Below are 25,590 nucleotides of genomic sequence, written 5' to 3'. Positions count from 1 at the left end.
GTTAAATGGGCTACAAAAAAAATCAAATTGGCTACACCTGTACCCTTTTTGGGGAGAACTGTAGCCAATTTTTGAATGGGGTTAATTCTAAAGGCGTAGATGGAAGAATGAAGGGAGGGAATAGCTACTTCGCATTGAGTATTTTAGCGCTGAGGGGGAAAGGGCGAATGAGGAATGAAAATGGCTTGGAAGTGCTGATTGGGTTCATACCAAATGTATGAACGGAGTATGATTTGTCCTTAAAGGAATGATTGACACTGACTATACAATCTCGTTCGCGATCCACTGAGGGTCATGCTACGGCTATGGGTACATCTCCGAACGACGTTAAAGACTCTCAGGAAACGGTTGACAAATCATCAGTCAGCCCCTATAATTTCTCTCTATTTTCAGGTCTACCAGGGGATCCAAAAACGGGAGATAACAGGATATGGGGGAAAGGCGGTGCAACCTTACAGCTAGATCCCAGGGGAGTCTCATCCATAGTCGGTAAAACGGGGGTAGGCTTGACGTAGTGCTGGCGATAAAAATTATGGGAAGCTCCTGTTGACAAAATGCACGAAAACCCGGACAATCGGATAAGACAACTGTTAACCAGTTATTGTAAATGACATTCCGATCCGAATTGATGCTAACACAACCAAAAACTCCTCTCTTATCGACTCCTTGGAATAGTAATATTTCGAGCTGGAAAGAAATCCGCGATCGCCTTCAAACCCCGTTCATCTTGCCCGATGAAGTAGAGTTACACTTAATCCGTCATGCAGAAACCGAAACCAATGCTAAGAATCTGATAACGGGGTCTCAGGATGTGAAGCTGACTGCTAACGGAGAAAAACAGGCAATCGAGTTAGGCAAAAAATTGGATGCAGAATACGATATTGCAATTTCCTCTAACTTAGAACGTAGCCAAAAAACTATCGAGCTAGCAATTGAAAGCGGTCAAGTTCAGGTGAAAAAATTATGGATCGAGGATAAAAGGCTTGATGAAAGAAGTTTAGGAATTCTAGAAGGTCAACCGTTCAAATGGATACCGGAATATGAAGCCGGAGACCTAAATTATGCACCGGATAAGGGAGAAAGTTACGCTGAAGTCTCCCGAAGAATTCTGTGTTTTTTGTTAGATTTAGCAGAGTGGATAGGAAAAAACAAAGCAACGAAAGTTCTGATAAGTGGACACATGGGACCGATGCGAATTATGGTGGGAATTTTAGAGCAGGAAGAGTATGCTAGTCAAGTTTTAGCCTTTTCTTTTCCGAATGCAGAAGTGATAAAATTGAGATGGAGGGCGATAAAAATTCCCGGATTTCTTCACGCAGTCATTTGAGTTCGATAAAGCAGTAAAACAAGGTAAAGTTATGAGTACGATTCCTGAAGAATATCCCTACGATCGTCAGTGGTGCTTGTCCTCCGTGGACATCTCACGATATATGACCATCGAGTACAATTGGGAGGCGTCAAAAAGTCTGATAGCTGACATCAGAGAAGCAATCGCACAAGCGGAAATACATCCGAGGGTTGAAACCATCGCAGCAGCAGGATCCCTAGGAAGAATGGAAGCCTCTCGGGAGGTTTCTGATGCGGACTTAATTATCGTATTGTCAAACGAAACTGACTTGAGTTTGCCGGATGCGGAAAAAGCCTACAATTCAGTCTGGCGTGTTCTCGAACGCCTCAAGATTAATAAGCCAAAACCCACGGGAGTTTTTGCCAAACCCACGAACCAACAACAACTCCTCGACTCGGTAGGAGATGCGAATGAAAGCTATGATGTGTTTGGCAAGCGCCTTCTTTTGATGTTAGAGACTCAGCCAATTTATCGCAATGAAAACTACAGTAAACTCCTGAATATCATTGTAGATAGGTATGCAAAGCAATACGTGCAAGTAGACTCTAAAAAAGAATGGACTTTTCTCCTCAATGACTTAATCCGATATTTCCGTTCCCTGGCTGTCAATTACCAGTGGAGTTTTGATAAAGAAGTCGAAAAATGGCCGCTGCGGAATATCAAGCTTCGCCACAGTCGGCTAATCATGTACAGCGGACTGTTGATGCTCCTGGGAGAAGCAAGTAAAGAGCGTCAAGATAAAGTTGACTGGCTAAAGCAACGGTTAAAAATGACTCCTTTAGAAAGGATAGCATGGGTTTACGAACAAAATCGAGAATGGAACTTCCACCGGATTGCAGGAGCTTATGATGTTTTCCTCTACAATCTTAACAAACAAGAGTTTCGAGACAATCTCAACGTCGATCCAGCCAATCAAGATGATGCGAACACCTATAGGGAAAGATATAAACTTCCTGAGTTTGCATTTTTGAAAGCGAACTCAGATGGGTTAATTGCTGAGCTGTTGCGATTTATCTTGGCAAGGCGGGGAAGTTGGAGTGAAAGATTTTTTGAATATCTAATTTTTTAAGATGGATGAAATCAATCGATATGCAATATTTGCGCTTTTAGATTTTACAAGTAGCCGATGGGTGCGCCACGAGCAATATCGCCTGGCGCGGATAACCCAAAATTACATGGCATTTTGCTTTCCGGTTCATATCACCATCAGAGGAAGATTTCTCGCCACACCAGAAAGGGTAGCCAAAGCCTTCCGGGAAATAAATCCGTCTGTTGCCAAATTGCCAGCAACGATATCGCTGAATCAGCCAATCTACCTTCAACCCGATCTCGCATGGCTTGAGGTAGTCCCTGAGAATCAGGGATATCAGACACTTCGATCGCTGCAGGAGTATTTTGAAGATAGAGTCAGTGGATACGCGATCGCCGATGAAGTTCCTGATTCCCATAAACACGCTGGGTTTCGTCCGCACATAACCCTCGGATGGGGTGTCACGCCAGCAGTTTTTCAAAAATTCCTAGGGTTTCACGTCCCTATTTTGCCGCCAAGTTGCATTGAGTCTTTGGTGCTTGTCCGCTATCCTCTCCACTGGCCTTTAACAGAAGCTGTGAAGATAGAACGAATAGTTCCTTTTCATCATATCAAACCCGATGATATAATTTCAAAAGTGGAATAAAAAAAGCCCGCGTGGGCGGGCGAAAGGTTGCGGAGGGTCGATCGCGAAGCGGATTACACCGTAGCGATCGCCTTGTCGAACTTCATCAAATAGCGGAAAGCTTTAACCACAAACGTGGCGCAGACATAAGGAGAAGAATCGTAGAACGATCGCCAAGCGACAGCCTTATCTTCATCATAGCGATCGCGACGGTTCGGGTGACTATCCAACCAGGCGAGGCGGACCGCATGACCGATTAGCACATCGAGGACGATATATTGCTCGATTTGTAAATCCGGGTTGCGATCGCAAATTGCCGCCAACTCCATCAGGGTTTCGATATTCACCTGGCGATATTCCGGCGCTTGAATCTTATTGAGCAAATGTTCCACCCGCAGGGCGAAATTCTTCTCACCCGGCGTCATTTCCGAGAGAATCAACTCGCTATCCAAGCGGTTGCGCCGTTCCAACTTATCCCCAATCACCAATCCCTTGCAATGGCGCATCACTTCCCATACGCGAGGATAGAACTCCTTGGGAACCCGACAAGCTGCACCATCCAACTGTCGGCGACGATGCCAATTTTCCCCCTTCTCTTGAGGTTCTGCGAGGGAAGCAGACACCACCCAGTCGATATCTTGTTCCGATTTCGTCACCTGGATAGATTCTTGCTGGCGCAGCAGTTGATTCATGCCCGCATAGCCTTCAATCACTTTGTGCAAGCGATTTTTTACTTCAAACGGACTTAACTCCATCAATCGTTCGTAAGCTTCATCCTGAGTTAAATGCAATTCCTGGGCTAACTCGCTAGTCAGCAGCAGGGCCAAATAACTGACGCGCAAGCTGAGCAATCCATCAAATAACTCGGGTTCGGACTTGATTAACAAGCCGACATAGATTAAAATTTCCTGAGTCAAAACGCGATCGCGGATATCCTCGCCGCAGAATTGGCGAATTTTTTCCATAATCTCGGTATGAGACATGGGGCGATGGATTACCGCCGCCTCGCTATATGCCTTACCCACGGTAATTTGCTTTTGACGGACCAGAATATCCGTCACTGCATCAGATAGTCCGATATCCACTTTATTGAGCAACCCCGCCGCCCGACGAACTACTGCCCAGTGGATTTCTTTTTTGCTAGAATTATCCGAGGTCGGTTCAGTGGCGATCGCGGTGGTTTCCGCCGAAGTGCTACAACTTTCCAGACCTTTGCCGGTACCGGCTTTAAAATAGACTTCATTGAGCAAATCTGCCACCGTCACCCGGCGATTCGGACCGCCGAGTCCCGTTTCAAAGTCCAACCCTTCCAACCGACAGAGGGTATGCAGCAACTCGATTTGTTCGTAGAGGTTTTCCGACTGACGCAGGTTGGAGAGCAGTAATTTCAAATCGGTTTCGCACTCTAAGCAAAATTCTTCCAAATTGCTTAAGGGTTTATTTTTCTCCGGATGATAGGCTAAGAAATAACACACCGGTTCGGCATTTTTCACCGCCGATTCTTTAAACTCAAAATCATGGAGGAAATCGATCCGTTCCATGCTACCGGTGAACATCAGTTGATTGAGCCGTCCGAGTTTAACCGGGGTTCCCTCACAATTGCCATCGCGCAATTCGTTCATCAGTTCGAGTAATGCGGGCAAAAATCCGCCGCCACTCCCGTCGGTTTCTAACATGGCATGGGTCAGCAGCAGGGTCATGGTGGGTCGTCCCACACCGTGACCGCCAATTTGGGGATAGCGCCACCAATGGCGATGAATGTAGGCCAATTCGCTTTTAATTTGCGAGACCAAGAAATGATAGTCTAGTGTGAGGTAAAATTCTTGTTGGTCGAGGAAAGAGGGCAGAAACACGATGGTTTCGCCGCGAATGCGAAATATATTTGAGGTAATTAAACTTCGCAAGCGGCGAATCGGGCGTCCGGTGAGACCGAGTTTGTCGTTGCGCCCGATTTGTTGGTAAACATTGGATAGTTGTCGCGCTTGTCGCACTTGGATAGGTTCGACTTCGGCTGGGGTTTGGGTGGCAATGCCGCGATCGCTCAGTTCGGTTTGCAAGGCTTCATCTTCCGCCAGCAGGGCGATTTGCACCACCGGTTTGCGCCCTCCGATGGGATGGCGATGACGTCCGAGGGGGTCGAGTTCGCCGCGATCGAGCAAGCCTTCATCTAACATCAAGCCGAGGAAATACAAGCTCTGCGCCCACACTAAAGGTAAATTTTCGTTGGGCTGGCGGGGCTGAGAGAGCGGATTTTCCCGTTCTGCTTCGATCCGCTCTTCCGGTACGTAATACACCTCCGGCAGCAATTTAAACCCATTCCATTCCACCACCAAGGATTCGAGACGCTCTTTATACTCCTGAATTTGAGGGCGATCGCCGCGAAACAGACCATCGAGCAGAAAATACGTGAAAAATAAAGGCCATTCACATTCGATATGTTCGAACTGCTTCAGTTCCCAGGGTTCGTAATGCAGGCGATCGGTATCTTCCAAAACCGTTTGATGTCCGTCGCGCAAAAATCGCTTGCACCCATATTTTCCTTGTAACTTTTCGACGATTTTGCGACGGGTTCGTTCGGCTAACTGTTTGTCTTCTACCGCAAACGCCGGAAAGGTCAAGACGCTCAATAACGCCGCATCCACTTCTTTCGAACTCGATTCCCGGGGCAATAAAGATTCCAGGGTCGTGCGGGCGCGGGCAATTTCGTCCGCCATCACGTGAATCACCGAGGACTGAGACCCCTGCATTCCAAACAGATTCACTCCGTTAATTGCTTCTAACGCCGCTAATGCCATTCCCACAGAAGAGGCATTCAGTTCCGGGTTTCCTTTATTAATTTTATTCCCCCGTTCCCAGATGCCATAGTCTGGGGTGCGGTATGCCCGTCCGATATAGTACACCAAATTTTGGATGAAGTTGACTTCATCGATGGTGTAGATGATTTTTAACCCGGAAACGGTCATCTGCGCCAACATTAATAAGTACAGGGAGGTGGCGTCAAGCTGCAGATGACCCCACTCTTCATCGCCCACTACCGTATCGCCGGTTCGGGTGTCGAATTTGGCGTGCAAGCTGTCGAGGAGGGATTGGGTTTGCTTGAATTTTTCGACTTTTTCCGATTGACGCATCATGCTGTAAAGCAGTCCGCGCATCAGCTTGACGGTACTGTGCTCTAGTTCGTAGGTGCGCCCTTGCACGTCGTCGATTTTGCGGTAGGCGATCGCCAGTCCCCAAACGGCGAGAATGCTATAAACGTTGTCTCGTACCCAGGCGTCGGTGTAGTCTCCGTGGGCGTTGATGGCGGTACTGGCGGGTAGTAATCCAGTAATGGGATTTTGGCGCGCTAGGATAATCGCGTGGATTTGCTGGTAGTAAAAGTCTAAACGAGGTTGACGTTCGGAAGCTGTTAAGGACATAGGAGTGTTGAATGGTTAACGAGATTCAATAGAATGGGGGATGCAATCGAGAAAGGCGGGCAAAAGCTTCGGCGATGCTTGTTAGCATGGAATGGGTGGGAAAGCCCAGGCTTCCCGAATTGCCTTAGTCATCAAATGATAACAATTTAAGCGGCATTTGGGGAAGGCAGTGGGTGGGCGATCGCGGACGAAAGTCGCGCATTTTGGCGCTAGGGAGTAAGCACAAGCCAAGGTTATGAGCCTACAGCGCGATCGCTGCCGTCATCCCTTGACAAAACTTTATAAAAATTCCCTGGATTTTTTCCAAATCTTTAATTAAACTCCGACAAATCGTATTAGTATTAAAATATGCTGAAGAACTAAATCCGTCAAGAAACGCAGGCGGGTTAGAGAGTGTTGCTACAACACCGTTCGAATTCAAGAGGTGACGATTATGTCTTACCAAGCCAATCAAAACAAGTCCCCCTTCGTCAGAATTGTCTATTCTAAGGTGAAGGTCAACGGAAAAATCGAATTGGTGCCGATGGAGTTATATGCGGATGGCACGGTCAAGCGCAGCGCATAGCATCGGCCCAGTGGCGCAAGTACGCCCTCGCACTGTTTTGACGCGATCGCATTTCCCCAGCTTACTGACTACTCGGGACGGGCGCTCGGTTTCCTCACCCAACCGGGACAATGACCCATCGAACTATCTCAGTCGCGACCCCAGAAGTTCGCCCGGTCCTCTCCCCAACCGATCGCCCTAACGTCGCGCGATCGCAATTTGCTTCGCAAAAATGAATCCCTGCCTGCATGGGTTTATACTTTACCTCCGTGCTGGCAGATTTTGCACGTCCGATATATACTTAATATAGCACGAACCTTCGCTTCCGGGGTTCCGGGATGGGCGATCGGCACCCACCCCCACCATCCCTCCCATCCCAGAACCACCAAAATCCAAAAGACCAAAAAAAATTCTCCCCCTTCCTTGCGCGACGCCAAAGATTCTGGATAATAGGGGAGGGCATTTTCTGGTCAAAGAGAGGGTTATGTCGCAAATAGCAGAAAAACTGGTCCTATTCGGACTTCCGGTTCATATCTTCGAGAATTATTTGCAGTGGTTGCACCAGCGCCTCAGACAGCAACAAGGCACCCATGTGGTGACGCTCAATGCCGAAATGGCAATGCAGGCGCGGGAAAACGAAGCCTTAAACCAAATCATTCATCAAGCGGATTTAGTGATTCCCGATGGGGCGGGGGTCGTTTTTTATTTTTTCCTGCACGGTCACAAAATTCGCCGATCGCCGGGTATCGAACTGGCAGAATCATTGCTGCGGGGGGTGGGAAGCACTGACCAATCCTATCCGGTGTTTTTCTTTGGCGGAAAACCAGGCGTCGCCCAAACCGCCGCGCGAAAATGGCAACAGCAATTTCCCCAGTTGGCGATCGCCGGGGTCGCGCATGGTTACATCTCCCCAGAAGAAGAAACCGAACTGCAGCGCACCCTGCAGCAACAGCAACCGCGCATCATTTTCGTCGGGTTAGGGGTTCCGCGCCAGGAATTCTGGATTGCCAAACATCGGCACCTGTGTCCCGATGCCCTTTGGGTGGGCGTGGGCGGAAGCTTTGACATTTGGGCGGGAGAAAAAGCCCGCGCCCCATTGTGGCTACAAAAAATGCAGATGGAGTGGGCCTACCGACTCTATCAAGAACCCTGGCGCTGGCGCAGGATGCTGGTGCTACCGCAGTTTGCCTGGGTGGCGACCCTCGCCGCCATGCGCGGAACCGCTAGGAATTGAGGGGGAAAACAACCGGGGGGGGAGGCGTTCCCGCCTGGGGGGAACGAGGCATTGCAGAATATTAATTCTCAATTGTTAATTCTCAATGCTTCATTCTCCCGCGCCGCTTGTTGTTCGCGGATGCGATCGAGACTGCCGGTGGGAATGGAAGCGATGAGCGATCGCGTATAATCCTTTTGCGGGTCGCGGTAGATGCGTTCCGCCGCATCCAGTTCTTCGATTTTGCCTTGGTTCATCACCATAATGCGATCGCTCATAAACTTCACCACGCTCAAATCGTGAGAAATAAAAATATAAGTGAGACTAAACTCCTCCTGCACTTCCTTGAGCAAATTCAACACCTGCGCCTGCACCGACACATCCAACGCCGACACCGACTCATCACAAATAATAAACTTCGGATTCAGGGCCAAAGCGCGGGCAATACAGACCCGTTGTCGCTGACCGCCAGAAAACTCGTGGGGATAGCGATTCATCAACTGAGCGTTTAATCCCACCCGTTCCAACAAATAAGCCGCTCGTTCCCGACGTTGCGATCGCGAACCCCCCACCTGGTGAATGTTCAGCGGTTCCATCACCAACGCGCCGATATTCATGCGCGGATTGAGAGAACTAAACGGATTTTGGAAAACAATTTGCATCTGTCGGCGGATCGAGCGCAAGTCCCCCTCATCCATCCGGGCAATATCTTGGCCATCAAACCAAATCTGACCGTTACTCGGTTCCACCAATCGCAGTAACGTGCGCGCCAGAGTCGTTTTCCCGCATCCCGACTCTCCCACCAAACCCAGGGTTTCCCCCCGATACACCGCAAACGACACCCCATTCACCGCCATCACATAGCGTTTCGTTTGACCGAACACCCCGCGTATGGGGAACGCCACTTCCAGATTTTGCACCTCCAGCAAAGGTTCCTGCTGCTGCAGGCGGGTTAGCCGTTGCTCGATTTGCTCCGGCGAGACTTCCGCCACCATCTCCGCCGATGGTTCCGGGGTCGGCGTTTCGCCCTCGGTGTCTTCCGCTCTCGCATCCTCCGACACTTCCGCCGCGCCGGGAGATTTGGCGCGAATTTCCGGTTTCCCCTCAGCGGTGGGCACCACTTCCATAAAATCAGACACCGTGGGAAGATAGACCAAGCGGCGTTCCGGTTGCGGGCGACAGGCCAACAATCCTTTGGTGTAGGGATGCTGCGGATTGGAAAAGATTTGCCACACCGAACCGGTTTCCACGATTTGACCTTGGTACATGACCACCACCGTATCGGCGATTTCGGCGATGACGCCCAAGTCGTGGGTGATGAACATCATCGACATGCCCCGGCGATCGCGCAACTCGCGCAACAACTGCAAAATCGTCGCCTGCACCGTCACATCCAGGGCCGTGGTGGGTTCGTCCGCAATCAATAGGGTGGGGTTGCAAGAAATCGCCATCGCAATCATCACCCGCTGAATCTGACCCCCAGACAATTCGTGGGGATAGCGCTTCAGGATGGCCAGTTTTTGCTGATTGATCTGCGCCATGATTTCCCGTTCTGTGGCGCTAGGGGGCAGATCCACCGTTTCGCGCAATTCTTCGTCACTCGGGAGGAGTTTCACCTCTTGCAAACTCGCCACCGCCTGTCGTCGTGCTTGCTTTTCCGAGACGTTTTGGTGCAGTAAAATCGCTTCGGTGAGCTGAAAGCCGATATTATAAACTGGGTTGAGGGAACTCATCGGTTCCTGGAAAATCATCGATACCCGTCCGCCGCGATAGTGCTGCTTCGCTTGCGGCGGGAGTTTCAAGAGATTGACTGGTTCTGTGGCGGGGGCGTCCCGAAACCAGATTTCCCCTCCCGCAACAAACCCGGGGGTGGGGACTAGTCCCATCACCGCCAGGGAGGTGACGGATTTGCCAGACCCGGATTCGCCGACGATGCCCAGGGTTTGGCCGCGTGGCACCTTAAAGGAGATGTCCTCCACGGCGCGAATCAGCTTTTCGTCGGTTTTGAATTGGACTTTCAGGTTGCGAACGTCTAGAACGGTGTCAGTCATGGAAGGTTTGCACGACGGTTAAGGTGATTTTAACAGGGTCTTCGGTTGATTTTGGTAAAATCTGCTGTGGTTTTTGGGGAAAACTGTATCTGCACCCGAGGCGATCGCCTTTTTTCTCTTTACAGAAGTGTAGCAGATTTTTGGCTGGCCAATGGTTTGTTTGTTTGGGGAGTTTGGCGGCATTTCCCGCGCACCCCCGCGAACCGAACGGGGCGCTCAACCCTAGAGTGGTTCTAGGATGGTGGCGGTGCGAGACCCCGGGATATCTGCGGGCATTCGGCGATCGCACGAATTGCTGACGCGAATGCGATCGGGATTGATGTTGTCGGGTAAGCTATTTTCTAGTTCTTGGATCCCCTGGTCGCGCACCGGGCGCTAGATGCGATGGGTGGCCTCTATTGCGTTGGCATTGCTGGGTATCGCGCTACTCTGGGCAATGGTGGGGCAATCTCTAGGGTTCCCCATGTGCTGTGCTTTGGCGATCGGCATTACTCCACCAGCGGCGATCGCTACGGTACAAGCGGTAGAAACGATTATTTTTTTCAAAACCATAAGAGTGCTTCTAATTTAATTCGATTATTATCTTTTTGTGAGTCAATCGCCTCACTATATTTTTCAGTCGAGGAATTTCAGCACGGGTATATTTATTCCGGCTGAGCGATATTACGCCAACAAAAAGCCTGCAATTTCAATCGCCCGTTTTCGTCAATTCGTCACTGGTTAACTCGTTCTCAGGCTTCAGCCGAAGCACTTTCTCACAGTAAAGTGATATTTTCTAATGGGGTTGGTGCCCCGGTCTTTATTGTGAGAAAGCGCCCGGAATTGAGTGGCGGGGGTCACGCAACCCACTTAAAAGTATAAACTAGTGAGACACTGCGGTGGGCGGAGCGAACCCGTAGCGGATGCCGATCGCCCCGGGGAGGGATCGGAATAGACTGGCTCCTTCATTACCCCGAAGAGGGTTCCACTTGATGCTCGATCGCATTGAGTAAATTGATAATTTGCTGATGCAGGGGGTCCACCTTGAGAAATGCTTCGGTTGCGGCAGCAATGTTGCCTGACCGCTTCAGCAGCACCACTTGTCTCACGGTATCGTGAAGTTCGGCATGGATGCGGACCAATTCTTTCATTTCTGCGATCGCCCCATATTTCGCCAATCCTTGGGAATCAATCCAGCGACCCAACTTGCAATCGTGGTGACACATCACCTCTGCTTCGGTGAGGGTCTGTTGCCCTTTCAAAAACAGCCGCAGCTTCAAATTCCAGATTTGATGTTGCGCTTTGGCGAGAGAAAAATCAAACATTGGCTCAGCACGGTTAAACAGCTCAAATCATCTCAAAAAATTGTATCTTTTATTACCAAAACCTGCCAAATGGCTAAACCAGAGTTTTCCCTCATCCAACCGATTTTACCCATGAAAAACAGAGGATAAATACTGGTTCACCCTCTGTAGTTATTTATTGGACAGCATCGCTTAGGAGTGGATTCAGTCAAAGAATCAGTCGAACCCTTTCCAACGGCTTAAGTTATTTCATACCCTACCGAAAGGGTTCGATGCTCTGCATCCCTGTGCAGGTAGAGCTGTGAAGAATGGGAGATTTTCTCTCAGAGGGCACCGGGAATCAGAATCGAGCTGTCTCCCGATGCCTCCTGACCCCCCATCAACTGGGGGGAGTGGCGCAGAGGCGAGGAATTTAATTAAGCATCATCCAAAGCCACCACACCGGGCAGTTCCTTGCCTTCGAGCAATTCGAGACTGGCACCGCCCCCGGTAGAAATGTGGCTCATTTTGTCACCCAAGCCCACTTTTTCCACCGCCGCCACGGAGTCGCCGCCGCCGATGATAGTGGTGGTGCCTTTGGGGGTGAGTTCGGCGAGGGTATGGGCGATCGCCTCAGTGCCTTTGGCGAATTTCTCGAATTCAAACACGCCCATCGGCCCATTCCAAATCACAGCCTTGCAATCTGCTAAAGCCTCTTGGAACATCTTCACCGAATCCGGACCGATATCCAACCCCATCCAATCATCGGCAATGCTATTCACCGACACGGTTTTGGACTCCGCATTGGCATCAAACTTATCCGCCACCACCACATCTTGAGGCAGCAACAAACTGACACCGCGTTCTTTTGCCTTCTTCTCCAAGGACCGCGCCAACTCCAGCTTGTCCTCTTCCACCAAAGACTTACCCACGCTCAACCCTTGCGCTTTCAGGAAGGTAAAAATCATCCCCCCACCTAACAGCAGTTTGTCGCATTTCTCCAGCAGGGTTTCGATGACGCCGATTTTGCTCGACACCTTGGAACCGCCGATAATCGCCGCCAGAGGACGCTGGGGATTTTCAATCGCCCCTTTGAGATATTGCAGTTCTTTCTCCATCAAATAGCCCCCCACGGAAGGACTCAGGTGGTGGGTGACGCCCTCAGTGGAGGCATGGGCGCGGTGGGCAGTCCCGAAAGCATCATTCACGTACATATCCGCCAAGGATGCCAGCTTTTTAGCAAATTCCGGGTCGTTTTTCTCTTCCTCGGCGTAGAAGCGGACGTTTTCTAACAACGCCACTTGGCCGTTTTCCAGAGTTCCGATGGTTTTCTGGACTTCTTCGCCAATGCAGTCATCGCATTTGACCACTTCTTGTCCGAGGAGTTCGCCGAGGCGCTTGGCAACTGGGGTCAGGCGCAGCTTGTCTTTCACTTCTCCTTTGGGACGTCCCATGTGACTCGACAGGATGACTTTCGCCCCCTTGTCTTTTAGGTCCTGAATGGTCGGCAAGGCGGCGCGGATCCGGGTATCATCGGTGATGTTGCCCGCGTCATCTAAGGGTACGTTAAAGTCAGCGCGGACGAGTACCCGCTTGCCGGATACCTCTGAGGCTGACAAATTTGCTACAGTTTTCTTGGGCACGAAGATACCTCCTATTGTTGGCGTTTTTTGGTCTAATTTCTAGAAAATCGGCGTGTCACCGTTGGATTTAATTTCTGCGCTTGACGCAGTGTTCCAAAGTCAACTCGCGCTTCTAGAGCGCGTCTGCATCCGATGGACCTGCATCCATCCGGAAAGTTAGACGTAAACATTTTATCGTTGAGTGTGTCTGAAACACGGCTGTTATGTTTAAAACTGTTTTATTTCCTCTCGATGGCACCCGCGAATCCCGCGAAGCGGCGGATACGGTGGTCAAGATGGTGAAAAATTTTAACGCGCGCTTGGTCTTGCTGTCGGTTCGGGAAGTGGCGGTGGAAGGAGAAGAACCGCCGCCGCCCGATCGCGTGATGAGTCCGGAGGCGATCGCGGAATTGCTCAAAAATGCTCGCGCCATGTTCTCTCAACAGGGCATTGAGGCGGACACCATCGAACGCGAGGGCAAACCGGCGTTTGTTATCTGCGATGTGGCGGATGAAATGGACGCCGATTTGGTGATTATGGGCTGTCGTGGGATCGGTTTGACTGAGGAAGGTCTCGCCGATAGCGTCACCAACCGGGTGATTAACCTGGCTCCTTGTCCGGTGTTAATCGTCCCCTAGTTTTCTCGGAACTTACCCATCACCTTCACGGGTAGGGTGGCCAATGACTTGCCCACCCTACCGCTACTCTACCCCCCCTTGATTTTCCATGACGACTCCCCCTATCCAGTGGTATCCCGGCCATATTTCTAAAGCGCAACGGCAATTGAAGGAACAGCTTAAGCTGGTTGATGTGGTTCTGGAAGTGCGCGATGCGCGCATTCCCCGGGCAACTCATCACCCCCAGGTTCCGCAGTGGGTGGGCAGCAAACCGCGCGTGCTGGTTATCAATCGCTTGGATTCCATTTTTCCCGCTTTGGCCGATCGCTGGGATGCTTGGTTGCGCGATCGCGGTGAAGTCCCTTTTTTCACCAATGCCCAAGATGGCACTGGGGTGAAGGAGGTGGCAAAAGCCGCTCAGTCGGCGGGGGTTGAGGTCAATCAACGGCGTCGCGATCGCGGCATGCGCCCTCGCCCGGTCCGCGCTGTGGTTATCGGTTTCCCCAATGTGGGCAAATCCGCTCTGATCAATCGCTTGCTGGGGCGTCGCGTGGTGGAAAGCGCCCGCCGCCCCGGCGTCACTCGTCAACTCCGCTGGGTTCGCATCTCTAAATCCCTCGAACTCCTCGATTCCCCTGGCGTGATTCCGGGTAAGTTAAAAGACCAATATGCCGCCCTCAAATTGGCAATCTGTGACGATATTGGCGAAGCGGCTTACGACAATCAGCGCGTGGCGGCGGGAATGGTGGAAATCCTCGGCGAAATCGAGGTGGTGGGGGAAGGATGGGTGCCTTCGCAACCGTTACGCTCTCGCTACGAACTGGATCCGACGACGATGAGCGCCGAAGATTATCTGCACGCTTTGGCTGAATCTCGCTTTCAAGGAGATGTGGAACGCACCGCCCGCCAATTGCTAACCGATTTTCGCAAAGGATTGTTAGGACAAATTCCCCTAGAATTACCCCCATCGTTTGGAGACTTTCCAGAAGGGTAATTTTTTAAAAGCAACTCGATTCAGCAGCGGTTTTCTCTGGATTAAGCCCCCCCACAAGCCAGCCAATCTTTGTAATCCATCACCACACCGGCCACTTTTTCCAGAGAAACGCTGTATTTATTACTCAAGGAAACCAAAGTTTCTTCGTAATTGGAATTCGTTTTTAAAGGACGGTGAGTGGCGAGATATTCTTCTAGAATCTTCTCGATTTTCGGTTCTTTGACTTTATATTTAATAGCCAGCAAAATCAGTCGTTCTTTAATTTTTTTACTGGTGGACTTTCCCGAGAGATACGCTAAATGAGTGGGGGGGTCTTCCGACACCTGGGGGGGGCTGACCCCGGCGAGACTCGCTTGGGTGGTTTGTGTAGGCGATTGTTGTTCTACCGCCGCTTTAGGGGGTTTCTCATTAGGGGAATGGAGAATGGCTCCACATCCATACAAGGTAAAAATGACCAAACATAAAAATAAGATTCGTTTCATGGGGAAATCGCGCTTTCTTAGATTGTTACATTTTATAAAGCCTGCAACGCTCTCAGGCAAAAGAGGCTATACCGTTCGATTCTACTCGATTGCTGCCCGTCTGGCAAGGCTTTTTGGTCAAGAAGAGTCAGGCAACTGGGGAACAAGGCACAAAACGGCGAGGGGGAGATTAATTGCTGAAAAAAGTAAAATAGCCCCCATAGCGGGAGAGACCCACCCCAACCTCCTTCTCGACGGCATTTTTATATATTGTCGTTTTTATACAAATAATAATTCGCCTAGGTTGTGGAGGCTGAGGCTCGATTTCAATTACCCCAACGGGCAGTCGTCACACAGTGTGTAAAAGCGGTGGCAATCCGGAGGGGGGATTGCTCCTTCCCAGACTCTGCTCCCTAACAGAATAAATAGGTTGGAACTTTATCCCCTGTTTGGAGTAGCTCGTTATCCGATCGCCATTGCTAAATCCGCATTCGGCGCGATAAACACTGCATTTTGAACCGTGAGGGAATCCATATTTTGCACGATGCCGAGGGTGTTGCCATTAGGCAGTTGAATCAGGGTATCGTTGCCGGAGGGATTGAATTGCAAATCCGGGAGATTGACGGCACCGACAATGCCGATGCGATCGCCTTGCGCGACAGTCAAATCCACAATGCGATCGCCATTTAATCCTTGACCCACAGCAGTATCCACGCGGAGTAAAAACGTATCCGCCCCGGCATTTCCGGTAAGGGAGTCGAAACCAAAATCTCCCACTAAATAATCGTTGCCGTTACCGCCGGTTAAGGTATCGTTTTCTTGTCCGCCGCGTACAAAATCATCGCCATCGCCGCCATCTAGGTTATCGTTGCCGCGATTTCCATTGAGAATATCGCCATCGCTGCCACCGAAAATAACATCGTTATCTCTGCCCCCTCGGAGAAAATCGAGACCTGCTTCGCCGGAGAGGGTATCGTTACCTTGGTTGCCGTTTGCGATATCATTGGCAGGAGAACCGGTAATGCGATCGTTGCCAGAAAATGCCCGCACGCCACTGGGGGTTTGTTGCGTCATTTCTGGGGTGAGGGCGATCGCATCATCCCCTGGTGAAAAGTCAGTAAATCCCAGGGGAAGCGTGGAATAGTTGATAAAATTGAGAAAGTCATTGAGGGCGTTTAGATTGCCAATGATACCCGAGGTTCGAGTGGAGAGTGCGCCGTCGGTGACTTCTGCAGCAGCAATGCGATCGCCTCGTTCGATGGTATCGATCGCCTCCAACCCCGAAGTGATGTATCCGAACACCGCATAACTGCCATCTAACTGCGGCAAATCATCCAGCGCAAAATAAAACTGCGAAGATGCCGAATTGGGTGACAAACTGCGCGCCATCGCCACCGCGCCGCGCCTGTGCGGTAACTCTGGGGCAAGTGCGATGCCTGCATCCTGGAAGGTTTCCCCGTAAACGGGTGCCGCGAAACCTTGCGGTTTGATTTCTAAGGGAATGTTGCGGGGTTGGTTGGTAGCGGGGTCGATAAAACCGCCGGTTCCCAATTGGTTTTGCGGCACATTCGGATCTTTGCTTTGCGGATCGCCCCCTTGCACCACAAACGGTTCCGGTTCGCGCACGATCCGGTGAAAGGACACGCCATCATAAACGCCGCGTTCCACCAAATCCACAAAGTTTCCCGCAGTAATCGGTGCATCCGTGCCATTGACGTTGATGGTAATGGGAGTTCCATTCATCACCATCACCACCGTTGCGTTACTACCTATCAGAGGGAAGGGTTCCATTTTTCCGTGACTTGCAATGTACTGGTTTGCTTTTATTATGCGGGATTTGGGGCATGTTTTGCCGAAATTTTTCGCCCACTCGTGCAAGATTCACGGGAAGGTGGAAAAGGGCACTCTGGGTTGTGAGGTGAAGCGATGGGACGGTTTTGAGGCGCGATCGCCCAATTTCTAGCCAAATTCTCCCTCTGGGGATAAAATTTCCGCCTTTATCTGTGGGCAGGATTCGAGCTTTAACATAATAAATTGCCAATTAGTAACTCTTGTCGCCCCTTCATTCCGATCCCCAGGTGGATCCGGCATGACCATCGGGGGGCGATCGCTTGTCCCAACTGGCAATTTAACGCCCGATTATTCTCCAGTAAACAAACAATAAACTCGGGAGAAACACAGCAAGGCAGCAAAGCATATTTGCTTGAAAGTTGTATCGGCTTTTGATGTTTTACCAGATATAATATCGAGGTTTAAGGAATACCTGTAAAAAGCATTATTACTCGGCGTCAGCGCAGGATTGCCGGGTATCGGCGCGATTTTCATCGCTTATTATTCTGTAATCGTTTCCGTCTATAAAGCATGTAAAATTCCTCGACCGAGGTGATAGGCAAAATTCACCGGAACCGCATTGCCAATTTGTTTGTACTGGGAATTTATGCCACCGATAAACTCCCAATCATCGGGAAAAGATTGAATTCTGGCATACTCCCTAACGGTGAAAGGTCGGGTTTCTTCCGGATGACAGCGTTCGGTTTGTTTTTGGGAAGGGGAAGTTGTCAGGGTCAAACTTGGCTCATCCCAAGAAATTCGGCGAGCTATGCCCGTTTTACCCCCACTTAAATAGTAGTTTTTCATCATATAGCTTTTTTGGATTTCTTCCGGCAAATCTCGCCAGCACCCTCCAGGCGGAACCAACGCTAAGACAGCCGCTTTTTTCGGGCTGTATTTCACCCCGTCAGAAGGAGGAACATCTTTCAAAGCATCTGTGAGGGTCAGAATTTTTGGGGAAGGTTCGGGATATTGAAAGCGAATGTTATGGCGAGTTCCAATAATGATGACTCTTTCTCGCTTTTGGGGGACATCGTAGTTTACGGCATTGAGTAAGCGATACTGAACCTGGTATCCGAGAGATGCTAAAACCGAGAGAATGGCTTCTAAAGTTTTGCCGTTTTGATGGCTAATTAAACCTCGGACATTTTCAGCCAGAAAAAGTTTGGGTTGCACTTGTCGAACGCAACGAGCAAACTCATAAAAAAGAGTGCCCCGGGTATCTTCGAGACCTAACCCTTTGCCAGCATAGCTAAACGCTTGGCAGGGAAATCCACCTGTTACCACATCTGCACTCATGCCTGCAAATGACACTCGAGAGATATCTGAATGAATGACATTCCAGTGCGAGCGGTTGTGTTGTAGGGTGGCTACGGCATCTTTGTCAATTTCAATTAATGTTTTTGCTTTTAATCCGGCTTTTTCCAATCCCAGTGCTAAACCGCCTGCCCCAGCAAACAGTTCGATAACTGTTGTGGTGGGGTTCTGGGGGATTGTCTCCGGTGGAGGAGTGTAGGGGAGATCTGGAGGGTCGAATAAATTGAGTTGCGTGTAACTAGCAGTTGCCATGAGTGCTCTTTTAAATCGCAAGTTGGGAATGGGAGTTAGTTCGCTACATTCATTTAAGCAGGGAATTAGGGAATAGTCAATTTTGCCAAATTAGCTAAGTTATAATTTGGCGGATGCCAAGTTTGAGAAAACCACAGATAAAACTGTAGATATGCAGGCGGAACATCGGGATATTTTAAGGCGAATCGCATTGGTAATTGCCCTAGGCGATCGCTGCCAAATAATCCCGAACCCGCGATGCCGCTTCCGGGGCGTAATCTGCCCAAACTTGCTCCGCCGCCGCGTCAAACGCCTGGCGATCGCGACGATTGAGCGCCATCAGCGCCCCCACCAGTTCTCCCGCGTCATACAAAGGCACTGCCAAAGCAGTGGTAATTCCCAACGATTGTGCCCAATCCTGTCGCACTCGCGGATCCCCCTGTGTCTGACAGACTAATACCGGATTGTTGCCGGCAAACGCCGTACCGCACAACCCGGAAGTTGCCGACGCCCCGCGTTTCCCCCGGATTGCCTCAGCATATTTGCCCAAGGCGGCGGCATAGTGGACGATTTCGCCGTCAGATTCGGCGATCGCCACCACCACAGTTTCCGCATGTACCAATTCCATCGCGCGATCGGCGATTTGCTGCAATATTGGGTGCTGCTGAGTCTCCATTGTCTCCTCCTTTCGGGTAACACACCACTGCGAAGAGGAGCCTCAACAGACTCCTCTTGGCTATTCATTTTAGCGAGAGGTTGCGGTTGCTTCCCTCAAGTGGCGATCGCGGTTTGCCCTCCGTTTTGACAAAGGTGCTGCCATCAACAGGATTTTATTCAGCAATCCGGGGGCGATGCGATTGCACCACACTGCCAAATGACTTTGCCACCCCACCAAAATTTCCGGCGAGTCTTTCTCCAAACCTGCCACCAGCGCCTTTGCCACCTCCTGTGGCGTCATCGGTACCACCCAGCGAAACAAGTCGAGATTTCTCACCATATCCGTATCCGTCAGGGTGGGTAGCAACGCCATCACTTTAATGTTATGTGCTGCCAATTCCCCGCGCAACGCTTGGGTGAAGCCTAAAATCGCGAACTTAGTTGCCGAGTAGGTAGACATTGTGGGAGCAGCCACTTTTCCCATCAAACTCGATACATTGACGATCGCCCCCGACTTTTGGCTTGCCATGCGTTTGGCGATCGCGCGGGTGATTTCGTACATTCCCATGATATTCAGGGAGAGTTCTTCTTGTACTTTGGGGGAACTCGACTGTAAAAACGGGGTTTGGTGTGCCACCCCAGCGCAATTAATCAGCAAGTCAATCGGACCATAGGACCGCCATGCTTGGGCGATCGCGATATTCACATCCGCCGACTTGGTGAGATCCAGCGCCAGGGTTGCCACTTGCACGCCCCGTGCTTCGATTTCCCCTGCCACTTCGGCCAATTTTTTGCGATCCCGGGCCACTAAAATCAACCGACTTACACCTTGTTCCGCAAATTCCAAAGCGATCGCGCGCCCAATGCCACGAGAAGCGCCAGTAATCAGAGCAATTTTTCCTTGAATTATCATCCTCAAAACCTCCATAAATCAGCTCTCATCCCACAACGATTCGGTACTGAGGCGATAGTTTTCTCACACCCTAAATTCTCAGCACGCCGCCCGCAAGATCGGGACGTCTTGTTGCACAGATGAGACAAGTGCAGTGAAATTAAACTTGTCCGAATCAGACCAAACTCGGTAATTTTGTCGTTGGTTATTTGTCGTTTGTCATTTGTCCTTTGTCATTTGTTCTTTGTCCTTTGAAGGAGTACCAATGACCAATGACTATTGACCAATGACCAATGACTATTGACTATTGACCAATGACCAATGACCAATGACAATTGACCAATTTTTGCCAATGAACCTCTTTCTTCTATACATACCCGAAACGGGTTGTCCGTGAATTTTTTGCCAAACGATAGGTTTGGGTATCCAGACGATGGAGAGGCGATTGAGTTTCCGACGCGAAGTTTCTCCCGGCGTTCAAAAACATCAACCCAGCAATTTCTCAGGCATCCTTAAAATGCCTTGAAACAGAAGGATTGGAGAACATAGCTGGTGGTCACACCTCGAATCAATCTGTTACCAAGCCAACCGAATCGATGTAGAGCATAGTGGGTACATCTCCTAGATAAGAGCATAGAGCGGACTTACCCCATACACACCTTAGCAGGTAAATCAAGCGATTGCAACATTTTTTCATAAAATTTTGTTTACATTTCTTAACATGACCCACAACTATTGTCTTATAAGGGTTATAGCCGCTAGGGGAGTAGGCTAGCTGTGACTGAGATCGCCCTTAAACTGCGATCGCCTGCTGGGTGAGTCCTCACGGCGTGCAGCTAACTACCGTAATAATACGGAGATTGTTTCCGTAAAATTACCCGGTGCCAATTTCTAGAGTGGGTCACAGAGGGGTCCTTGTGCCGTTTCCGGAACCTCAATTGTATTAATGGTAACCGCAAAACTGTTGCCAAGCAAAAATCCCATGTTTGCTAGCCCTGTATGGGTTCCAATAAAAAAGGGCGATGGGGGATACAACTAAAACTTATGAAAGGAAAAGCAAACAGGGAGAAGAAAGGAAAGAGCGCCTATTTTCAGAGTAAAAAACCGGGGCGATCGCCACGATCCCCGGTAGGGAGTGCGGAGAAAAGCAAGCACAAAAGATAAACTGGCCAACCTGGGATCGCACTCACCCGCTTGCCTGCGGGAGTGACGGTGGGTGCCCGACAGATGGAAGTCAAAGCGATCCCGACCCCCTAGCGCCAAAGACAGCCGCCATGTATGCTGATGACACGACATTTATTCCGTGGAATTGAGACCCGACTATGGATCGAGAGCAAAGACGCGCCTATTGGCGTGCCAACAAAGCCTTAATTCGGAATCTGTTACTCGTGTGGGCATTCGTGTCCCTAATTTGCGGCATTTTGCTAGTCGAACCCCTGAACAACTTTCAGATTGGACAAGTCCCCTTGGGATTTTGGATAGCGCAGCAGGGGTCAATTTATGTGTTTGTGGTGCTAATTTTCATTTATGCCATCGCAATGGACAAACTCGATCGCAAATACGACATCCACCGGAGAGATTAGATTATGTCCGTAGAAGCTTGGACCACCCTATTTGTTTTAATTTCATTTATTCTGTATCTTTACCTTTGGCTACATTTTGAGCGTAAAATTTTATGGACTCGATCCGTGGTTTTTCGGTATTTCTGCGGAAGGCATTGGTACCGTGGGCATGGTAATTAACTTTGCAGTGACCTTGGTCGTGTCGCGCCTGACCCCGCCACCGCCCCTCGAAATTCAGACGATGGTGGACATGCTGAGATCGCGGCTGAGACGAACCCATAGCGCTGGAAGAAATGGACCAAGACCATCTGGATTAACAGGGGTAGGAAACTCAGCGCGAGGGATGGGCGAAGCGAAAAATCGCCCATTTTTCATTCGGGGTGTAAGGTTAACGCAATACCAATCCGGCGATCGCCGACGCCTGGATCTGGAGTCGGATGGATGGGAATCAAAGCAACACTGTAAAATTTTGGGGAGAGCGAGAAAAGCGACTGATGGACTGGACGACCCCGCTGAAATTCCAACAAGCGGATTTTGTAAAACGGCTAAAACAGGATCGAAGCAACCTGCTGCATTGCGAAACCCAAGGGCTTCATAGTGAAGTGGTCACCGTTTCCGATGGGTGGTTGAAAAAGATTCGCGCCACTTGTCGGAAGAAAGTGCTGCATTGCGAGCAATCCGTGCCAGTAGGAGAAATTTTTCGCGATCGCTTGCGCCATCAGTTAGGGGTGGAAGCGATCGCCCATTGCGTAGAAGGGTTAACCTTGCAGGTGGATCCGCGACCGGCACTAACCTGCCAAGTTAACGACAGTTTAGCCTTGGAAGAGAATCCCCAAATCAAGGTGCAGGTTGCCGCGATCGGAGGTGGGTGCGATCGGCTCGAGTGGATTCTCGAGCGAGAAAAGATGGAAAATCATGCAGCGGTGGCATTGATTTGGATCCCAGAAGCGATCGTCGAGACGAGAGAAGAGTACCCGGTGATTTTAGCTGGTTTTTTGCCCACCGAGGCGATCGCCGGGGAAGAGCGTCGCATTTGCGTGACCCTCGATCGATTGCTTTATGCCGGTGGACTCGCCGCCTACGTGCAATCGCAAAAAACGCAAGTGGGTGCTTCGCAATGGTTGCATATCCTCAAAGGAGCCTCCAGCTACGTTTATCCCGTCGGGATTAGTGCCGATGGACAGACCGTCGCCAGCGGAAGTTATGACGGCACCATCAAGCTGTGGAAATTGAGGGATGGGGAATTAACTCAAGCGTTAGGCGGACATTCCTGGTCATTTTATCCGCAATCTGCTGGTAGTGGGGGGCAACCCCTCGCCAGTGGCAGTACGGAACGGACATTAAATGAATGGCACAAGGGAAGTGGAGAGTTTGTTCGTACCCTTCCCGGACATACCAGTGGGGTTAGCGCGATCGCCATCAGCGAAGATGGAGAATTGCTCGTCAGTGGCGGATATGACGGCAGCATCAACATTTGGAATCTCGATCGCGGCGAACGGATCCAGAGCATTGCCGCCCATGCCGGCACCATTCGACCGATCGCCATCGGGCCGAAACGAGAATTTTTGGTCAGTGGGGGAATTGACAAACAGCTCAAATTGTGGGACATACAGACCGGCCAATTGATTCGTAGTTTCCCGATGAATAGCGATGCCGTGATTTCCCTGGCCATTAGTCCTAACGGGGAAATGCTCGTCAGTGGGTCCCAAGATGGGATGGTAAAAATTTGGGATTTGCGGCAGGGGAATTTAGTGCGGGCGATCGCCGCCCATTCCGGGGTAGTGCGCGCCGTGGCCATGAGTGAAGATGGCAAAACCCTGGCCAGTGGCAGCATGGAAAAAACGATCAAACTGTGGGATATTGACAGCGGCGATCTACAAAAAACCCTGACCGGTCATGGCGATCCCACCTTGGTTTTCGCCGTCAAACCGGAAGGTCCCACCCTCAACTTGAGCGTATTCCGTCACCGTCAACCAGGATGGGAAAACCGCTTCGGAGTAGAAACCAGCAGAGAGTGAAGGGGGGTGAGGCGCTTCCAGCTTAACCCGCACCTCTCATCTGCACATTCCCCCTGGGGTTAGGTTTCCGACGCCGAAGAGCGACCCAACATCGGGGTCAGATAAGCCGCTAAGGCACCAATGAGGAACCCGAGGATATTGCGAAGCAGTGGCAACCAATCCGAGGTACGAGAGACCACCGGACCGATGCCGAAGGCGAGAAACAAAATTCCCCACAGTGGCGAGAACATCAGTGCCCATTGCCAGGAAAAGGCTTGTCTTTCTTTGCGCGGTTGACCCGCAAATCCGAAGACGATGCCACCGAGTGTGGCGGTGATCAGGGTGAGGATCCACTGTTCCCGGGGCAATCCGGGCACCACGCGGCATCCCCCCTCACGCAGACAGGATTCGATGGTGTGCAAGGATTGCAGGATGGATTGGTCTTCACCGTTATCGCGGACGAAGAATTGATTGCCGTAGCGGGTTTGCAGTTCGATCCAGAAGGTGCGCGGGAGGAGGGGATAGAGTTCGTCGCCGACATTGAACCCCAGCAGGTTGCCTCCCCGAGGGTCGGCAATCATCAACACGCTGCGATCGTTGAGACCCCAGTAGTCTTTCACCGCACGACCCGGGGTGCGATCGTATTGGGTTAAGACCCGCAGTTTCCAGCCGGTTTCGGCTTCAAAGTCCTCGAGTTCTTGGATGAGGTTTTCTTTTTGAACGTTGGTTAGGGAGTTCGCCAGGTCGATGATGGGGGTTTGCACCTCGGGGAGTAAATCCGGGTTCTCGTAAGCACCGGCAGGATTTGGCGCGATCGCCCAAGTGACTACACTCAGAAGCAAGGCGGCGACCGATATTAGCAGTCTTTTGGAGAATAGCTTTTGCATTTCAGGCTCTATAACAGTTTCGGGTTTGCTCTCGGGAGTGGTGTTGCTTAACGGGGTTGAACGCCGTTCCCTCAGAAACTTAATAATTGTTTACAGTTTTTACCTTCCCTTAATATTACGCATCCAGCGCCAACCCCGTCAATCGCAATTCCCTCAAATTTCCTCCCCCTGCAAATTAGGGATGCGGCGAGACCCGCAAGACTGGCTAGCTCATCCCTAGACGCGCGATCGCCAAACTCACCTAAGTACAAATACTCAAGTTTTCCCGCACCATTCCACTGCCCTCTCTCCTACAATTTTTCACCTAAATTGCATATTAAATTGTTACCCTTATTCGGATTTTAATCAGCTATATTGCGTGGGTGCGTTACCCCCCAAGACTATCGTACAGTTTGCCCATTTATTAGCTTTGGGGGGGTAACGCACCCTACAATTAACACAGGGCTATGCCATCTCCCTAAGTTTTATTTAGTTGGATTATTTTTGTTTCCAAATAGGAGAATAATCGAGTTAAAATTGAGGCAAGATTGGTATGGTTTTGGCTGATATGGTTTCCCAGGCTGACGCCTGGGAAAACGGGATATAAAGGAGGTCAAACCGGGCGATAAACGGTTATCAGCGGGTTACTGGGAATTGTCTTTTAAATAACTTAACAACCAATTCACCATTGTTGCGCGACGGGTGAGACGGGGAACCAATTCGCCCACTTTATAGCCGGTAAAGCCCAACTGTTCTTTGAGCAACTGCTTATTTTCTTTAGGAATAGAGCGAGTTAATTTAACGGTTGCCGGTCGGCTGGCGATAAAATCCGGAGGTTCTGGATAAGCCTCGCGCCAAGCAGGGTCTACCTGAGTGGCGTCCCAGGTTTGAGTAGAGTCATCATAGCGATAGCCCAAATAATGCCAGACCAAATGATTGGTAGTGGCATCGTCAATTTTATCGTGAATAATATCCCAGAGGGTATCGGTATTGAGAGGGGGTAAATCGGACATCAGTCAGAGAAGAGAATGGATAGTTTAGATGAAAAAGCGAGT

At 50.4% G+C, this 25,590-nt stretch carries 22 protein-coding genes; 9 read left to right on the top strand and 13 right to left on the bottom strand.

Annotated features, from left to right (window positions below; genetic code table 11):
• The first annotated feature begins 628 nt into the window (after positions 1-628).
• The 3 genes from AC0QH1_RS12560 to AC0QH1_RS12550 are packed head-to-tail and all read left to right on the top strand — an operon-like array spanning position 629 to position 3,024.
• Entirely contained in the window at positions 629-1,327 is a 699-nt protein-coding gene (locus tag AC0QH1_RS12560; protein ID WP_324631477.1) for a histidine phosphatase family protein, read from the top strand.
• Positions 1,328-1,358: 31 nt separating this feature from the next.
• Complete coding sequence (locus tag AC0QH1_RS12555; RefSeq protein ID WP_324631476.1) at positions 1,359-2,417, top strand: hypothetical protein; 1,059 nt, start codon at positions 1,359-1,361, stop codon at positions 2,415-2,417.
• A 1-nt stretch (position 2,418) separates the two neighbouring features.
• Positions 2,419-3,024, top strand: coding sequence for a 2'-5' RNA ligase family protein (locus tag AC0QH1_RS12550; protein ID WP_324631475.1), 606 nt, complete (start codon positions 2,419-2,421; stop codon positions 3,022-3,024).
• A 53-nt stretch (positions 3,025-3,077) separates the two neighbouring features.
• On the opposite strand, the gene AC0QH1_RS12545 is transcribed toward AC0QH1_RS12550, so the two are convergent.
• Positions 3,078-6,419, bottom strand: coding sequence for a phosphorylase b kinase regulatory subunit alpha/beta (locus AC0QH1_RS12545; RefSeq protein WP_324631474.1), 3,342 nt, complete (start codon positions 6,417-6,419; stop codon positions 3,078-3,080).
• A 433-nt stretch (positions 6,420-6,852) separates the two neighbouring features.
• Between AC0QH1_RS12545 and AC0QH1_RS12540 the strand changes: the two genes are divergently transcribed.
• Positions 6,853-6,984, top strand: coding sequence for a hypothetical protein (locus tag AC0QH1_RS12540; RefSeq protein WP_324631473.1), 132 nt, complete (start codon positions 6,853-6,855; stop codon positions 6,982-6,984).
• 463 nt (positions 6,985-7,447) lie between these two features.
• Entirely contained in the window at positions 7,448-8,197 is a 750-nt protein-coding gene (locus AC0QH1_RS12535; RefSeq protein ID WP_324631472.1) for a WecB/TagA/CpsF family glycosyltransferase, read from the top strand.
• 68 nt (positions 8,198-8,265) lie between these two features.
• On the opposite strand, the gene AC0QH1_RS12530 is transcribed toward AC0QH1_RS12535, so the two are convergent.
• The 5 genes from AC0QH1_RS12530 to AC0QH1_RS12510 all read right to left on the bottom strand — a co-directional run bounded on the left by AC0QH1_RS12530 (position 8,266) and on the right by AC0QH1_RS12510 (position 13,132).
• Positions 8,266-10,227: an ABC transporter ATP-binding protein gene (locus AC0QH1_RS12530; RefSeq protein ID WP_324631471.1), complete on the bottom strand. Its 1,962-nt coding sequence runs from the start codon at positions 10,225-10,227 to the stop codon at positions 8,266-8,268.
• Between the two features lie 222 nt (positions 10,228-10,449).
• Positions 10,450-10,596, bottom strand: a complete 147-nt coding sequence (locus AC0QH1_RS12525; protein ID WP_324631470.1) for a hypothetical protein — start codon at positions 10,594-10,596, stop codon at positions 10,450-10,452.
• Between the two features lie 6 nt (positions 10,597-10,602).
• The gene (locus tag AC0QH1_RS12520; protein WP_324631469.1) at positions 10,603-10,779 is read right to left on the bottom strand and encodes a hypothetical protein; all 177 of its coding nucleotides are present in this window, start codon (positions 10,777-10,779) and stop codon (positions 10,603-10,605) included.
• A gap of 395 nt (positions 10,780-11,174) precedes the next feature.
• A complete protein-coding gene (locus AC0QH1_RS12515) occupies positions 11,175-11,531 on the bottom strand; it encodes a CZB domain-containing protein (protein ID WP_324631468.1) in 357 nt (118 codons plus the stop codon).
• 395 nt (positions 11,532-11,926) lie between these two features.
• Entirely contained in the window at positions 11,927-13,132 is a 1,206-nt protein-coding gene (locus AC0QH1_RS12510) for a phosphoglycerate kinase (protein ID WP_324631467.1), read from the bottom strand.
• A gap of 203 nt (positions 13,133-13,335) precedes the next feature.
• Here AC0QH1_RS12510 and AC0QH1_RS12505 point away from each other — a divergent pair, with 203 nt between their 5' ends.
• Both AC0QH1_RS12505 and ylqF read left to right on the top strand, forming a co-directional pair.
• Complete coding sequence (locus AC0QH1_RS12505) at positions 13,336-13,749, top strand: universal stress protein (RefSeq protein WP_324631466.1); 414 nt, start codon at positions 13,336-13,338, stop codon at positions 13,747-13,749.
• 88 nt (positions 13,750-13,837) lie between these two features.
• Positions 13,838-14,722, top strand: coding sequence for a ribosome biogenesis GTPase YlqF (gene ylqF, locus AC0QH1_RS12500; protein WP_324631465.1), 885 nt, complete (start codon positions 13,838-13,840; stop codon positions 14,720-14,722).
• A 41-nt stretch (positions 14,723-14,763) separates the two neighbouring features.
• Here the strand turns inward: ylqF and AC0QH1_RS12495 are convergent, their stop codons facing one another.
• The 5 genes from AC0QH1_RS12495 to AC0QH1_RS12475 all read right to left on the bottom strand — a co-directional run bounded on the left by AC0QH1_RS12495 (position 14,764) and on the right by AC0QH1_RS12475 (position 20,131).
• Entirely contained in the window at positions 14,764-15,204 is a 441-nt protein-coding gene (locus AC0QH1_RS12495) for a hypothetical protein (protein WP_324631464.1), read from the bottom strand.
• 441 nt (positions 15,205-15,645) lie between these two features.
• The gene (locus tag AC0QH1_RS12490) at positions 15,646-16,974 is read right to left on the bottom strand and encodes a peptidylprolyl isomerase (RefSeq protein WP_324631463.1); all 1,329 of its coding nucleotides are present in this window, start codon (positions 16,972-16,974) and stop codon (positions 15,646-15,648) included.
• A gap of 561 nt (positions 16,975-17,535) precedes the next feature.
• Positions 17,536-18,582 (bottom strand): DNA cytosine methyltransferase, encoded by a 1,047-nt coding sequence (locus tag AC0QH1_RS12485; protein ID WP_324631462.1) that lies wholly within the window; start codon positions 18,580-18,582, stop codon positions 17,536-17,538.
• A gap of 202 nt (positions 18,583-18,784) precedes the next feature.
• Positions 18,785-19,237, bottom strand: a complete 453-nt coding sequence (locus AC0QH1_RS12480) for a GAF domain-containing protein (protein ID WP_324631461.1) — start codon at positions 19,235-19,237, stop codon at positions 18,785-18,787.
• 69 nt (positions 19,238-19,306) lie between these two features.
• Complete coding sequence (locus tag AC0QH1_RS12475; protein WP_324631460.1) at positions 19,307-20,131, bottom strand: SDR family NAD(P)-dependent oxidoreductase; 825 nt, start codon at positions 20,129-20,131, stop codon at positions 19,307-19,309.
• A 1,301-nt stretch (positions 20,132-21,432) separates the two neighbouring features.
• Here AC0QH1_RS12475 and AC0QH1_RS12470 point away from each other — a divergent pair.
• Positions 21,433-21,693 carry a DUF4212 domain-containing protein gene (locus AC0QH1_RS12470; RefSeq protein WP_324631459.1) on the top strand — a complete coding sequence of 87 codons (261 nt, stop codon included), beginning with the start codon at positions 21,433-21,435 and terminating at the stop codon, positions 21,691-21,693.
• A 416-nt stretch (positions 21,694-22,109) separates the two neighbouring features.
• A complete protein-coding gene (locus AC0QH1_RS12465; protein WP_324631458.1) occupies positions 22,110-23,690 on the top strand; it encodes a WD40 repeat domain-containing protein in 1,581 nt (526 codons plus the stop codon).
• Positions 23,691-23,749: 59 nt separating this feature from the next.
• Here the strand turns inward: AC0QH1_RS12465 and AC0QH1_RS12460 are convergent, their stop codons facing one another.
• Both AC0QH1_RS12460 and AC0QH1_RS12455 read right to left on the bottom strand, forming a co-directional pair.
• Positions 23,750-24,556: a TPM domain-containing protein gene (locus AC0QH1_RS12460; protein ID WP_324631457.1), complete on the bottom strand. Its 807-nt coding sequence runs from the start codon at positions 24,554-24,556 to the stop codon at positions 23,750-23,752.
• A gap of 623 nt (positions 24,557-25,179) precedes the next feature.
• Positions 25,180-25,548 carry a DUF1823 family protein gene (locus tag AC0QH1_RS12455; RefSeq protein WP_324631456.1) on the bottom strand — a complete coding sequence of 123 codons (369 nt, stop codon included), beginning with the start codon at positions 25,546-25,548 and terminating at the stop codon, positions 25,180-25,182.
• Positions 25,549-25,590: the final 42 nt, after the last annotated feature.

The sequence above is a fragment of the Phormidium sp. CCY1219 genome (assembly GCF_055795085.1).
The sequence above is the reverse complement of the archived record's forward strand: the minus strand, read 5'-3'. Positions and strand labels throughout refer to the sequence as shown.

Bases quoted from the DNA above. Each gene is read 5' to 3' on its own strand.
- AC0QH1_RS12555 (WP_324631476.1), top strand. From the start codon at position 1,359: ATGAGTACGATTCCTGAAGAATATCCCTACGATCGTCAGTGGTGCTTG.
- AC0QH1_RS12460 (WP_324631457.1), bottom strand. From the start codon at position 24,556: ATGCAAAAGCTATTCTCCAAAAGACTGCTAATATCGGTCGCCGCCTTG.
- AC0QH1_RS12560 (WP_324631477.1), top strand. From the start codon at position 629: ATGCTAACACAACCAAAAACTCCTCTCTTATCGACTCCTTGGAATAGT.
- AC0QH1_RS12475 (WP_324631460.1), bottom strand. From the start codon at position 20,131: ATGATAATTCAAGGAAAAATTGCTCTGATTACTGGCGCTTCTCGTGGC.
- AC0QH1_RS12485 (WP_324631462.1), bottom strand. From the start codon at position 18,582: ATGGCAACTGCTAGTTACACGCAACTCAATTTATTCGACCCTCCAGAT.
- AC0QH1_RS12540 (WP_324631473.1), top strand. From the start codon at position 6,853: ATGTCTTACCAAGCCAATCAAAACAAGTCCCCCTTCGTCAGAATTGTC.
- AC0QH1_RS12515 (WP_324631468.1), bottom strand. From the start codon at position 11,531: ATGTTTGATTTTTCTCTCGCCAAAGCGCAACATCAAATCTGGAATTTG.
- AC0QH1_RS12465 (WP_324631458.1), top strand. From the start codon at position 22,110: ATGGATGGGAATCAAAGCAACACTGTAAAATTTTGGGGAGAGCGAGAA.
- AC0QH1_RS12495 (WP_324631464.1), bottom strand. From the start codon at position 15,204: ATGAAACGAATCTTATTTTTATGTTTGGTCATTTTTACCTTGTATGGA.
- AC0QH1_RS12480 (WP_324631461.1), bottom strand. From the start codon at position 19,237: ATGGAGACTCAGCAGCACCCAATATTGCAGCAAATCGCCGATCGCGCG.
- AC0QH1_RS12550 (WP_324631475.1), top strand. From the start codon at position 2,419: ATGGATGAAATCAATCGATATGCAATATTTGCGCTTTTAGATTTTACA.
- AC0QH1_RS12470 (WP_324631459.1), top strand. From the start codon at position 21,433: ATGGATCGAGAGCAAAGACGCGCCTATTGGCGTGCCAACAAAGCCTTA.
- AC0QH1_RS12505 (WP_324631466.1), top strand. From the start codon at position 13,336: ATGTTTAAAACTGTTTTATTTCCTCTCGATGGCACCCGCGAATCCCGC.
- AC0QH1_RS12520 (WP_324631469.1), bottom strand. From the start codon at position 10,779: ATGGTTTTGAAAAAAATAATCGTTTCTACCGCTTGTACCGTAGCGATC.
- AC0QH1_RS12490 (WP_324631463.1), bottom strand. From the start codon at position 16,974: ATGGAACCCTTCCCTCTGATAGGTAGTAACGCAACGGTGGTGATGGTG.
- AC0QH1_RS12455 (WP_324631456.1), bottom strand. From the start codon at position 25,548: ATGTCCGATTTACCCCCTCTCAATACCGATACCCTCTGGGATATTATT.
- AC0QH1_RS12530 (WP_324631471.1), bottom strand. From the start codon at position 10,227: ATGACTGACACCGTTCTAGACGTTCGCAACCTGAAAGTCCAATTCAAA.
- ylqF (WP_324631465.1), top strand. From the start codon at position 13,838: ATGACGACTCCCCCTATCCAGTGGTATCCCGGCCATATTTCTAAAGCG.
- AC0QH1_RS12535 (WP_324631472.1), top strand. From the start codon at position 7,448: ATGTCGCAAATAGCAGAAAAACTGGTCCTATTCGGACTTCCGGTTCAT.
- AC0QH1_RS12545 (WP_324631474.1), bottom strand. From the start codon at position 6,419: ATGTCCTTAACAGCTTCCGAACGTCAACCTCGTTTAGACTTTTACTAC.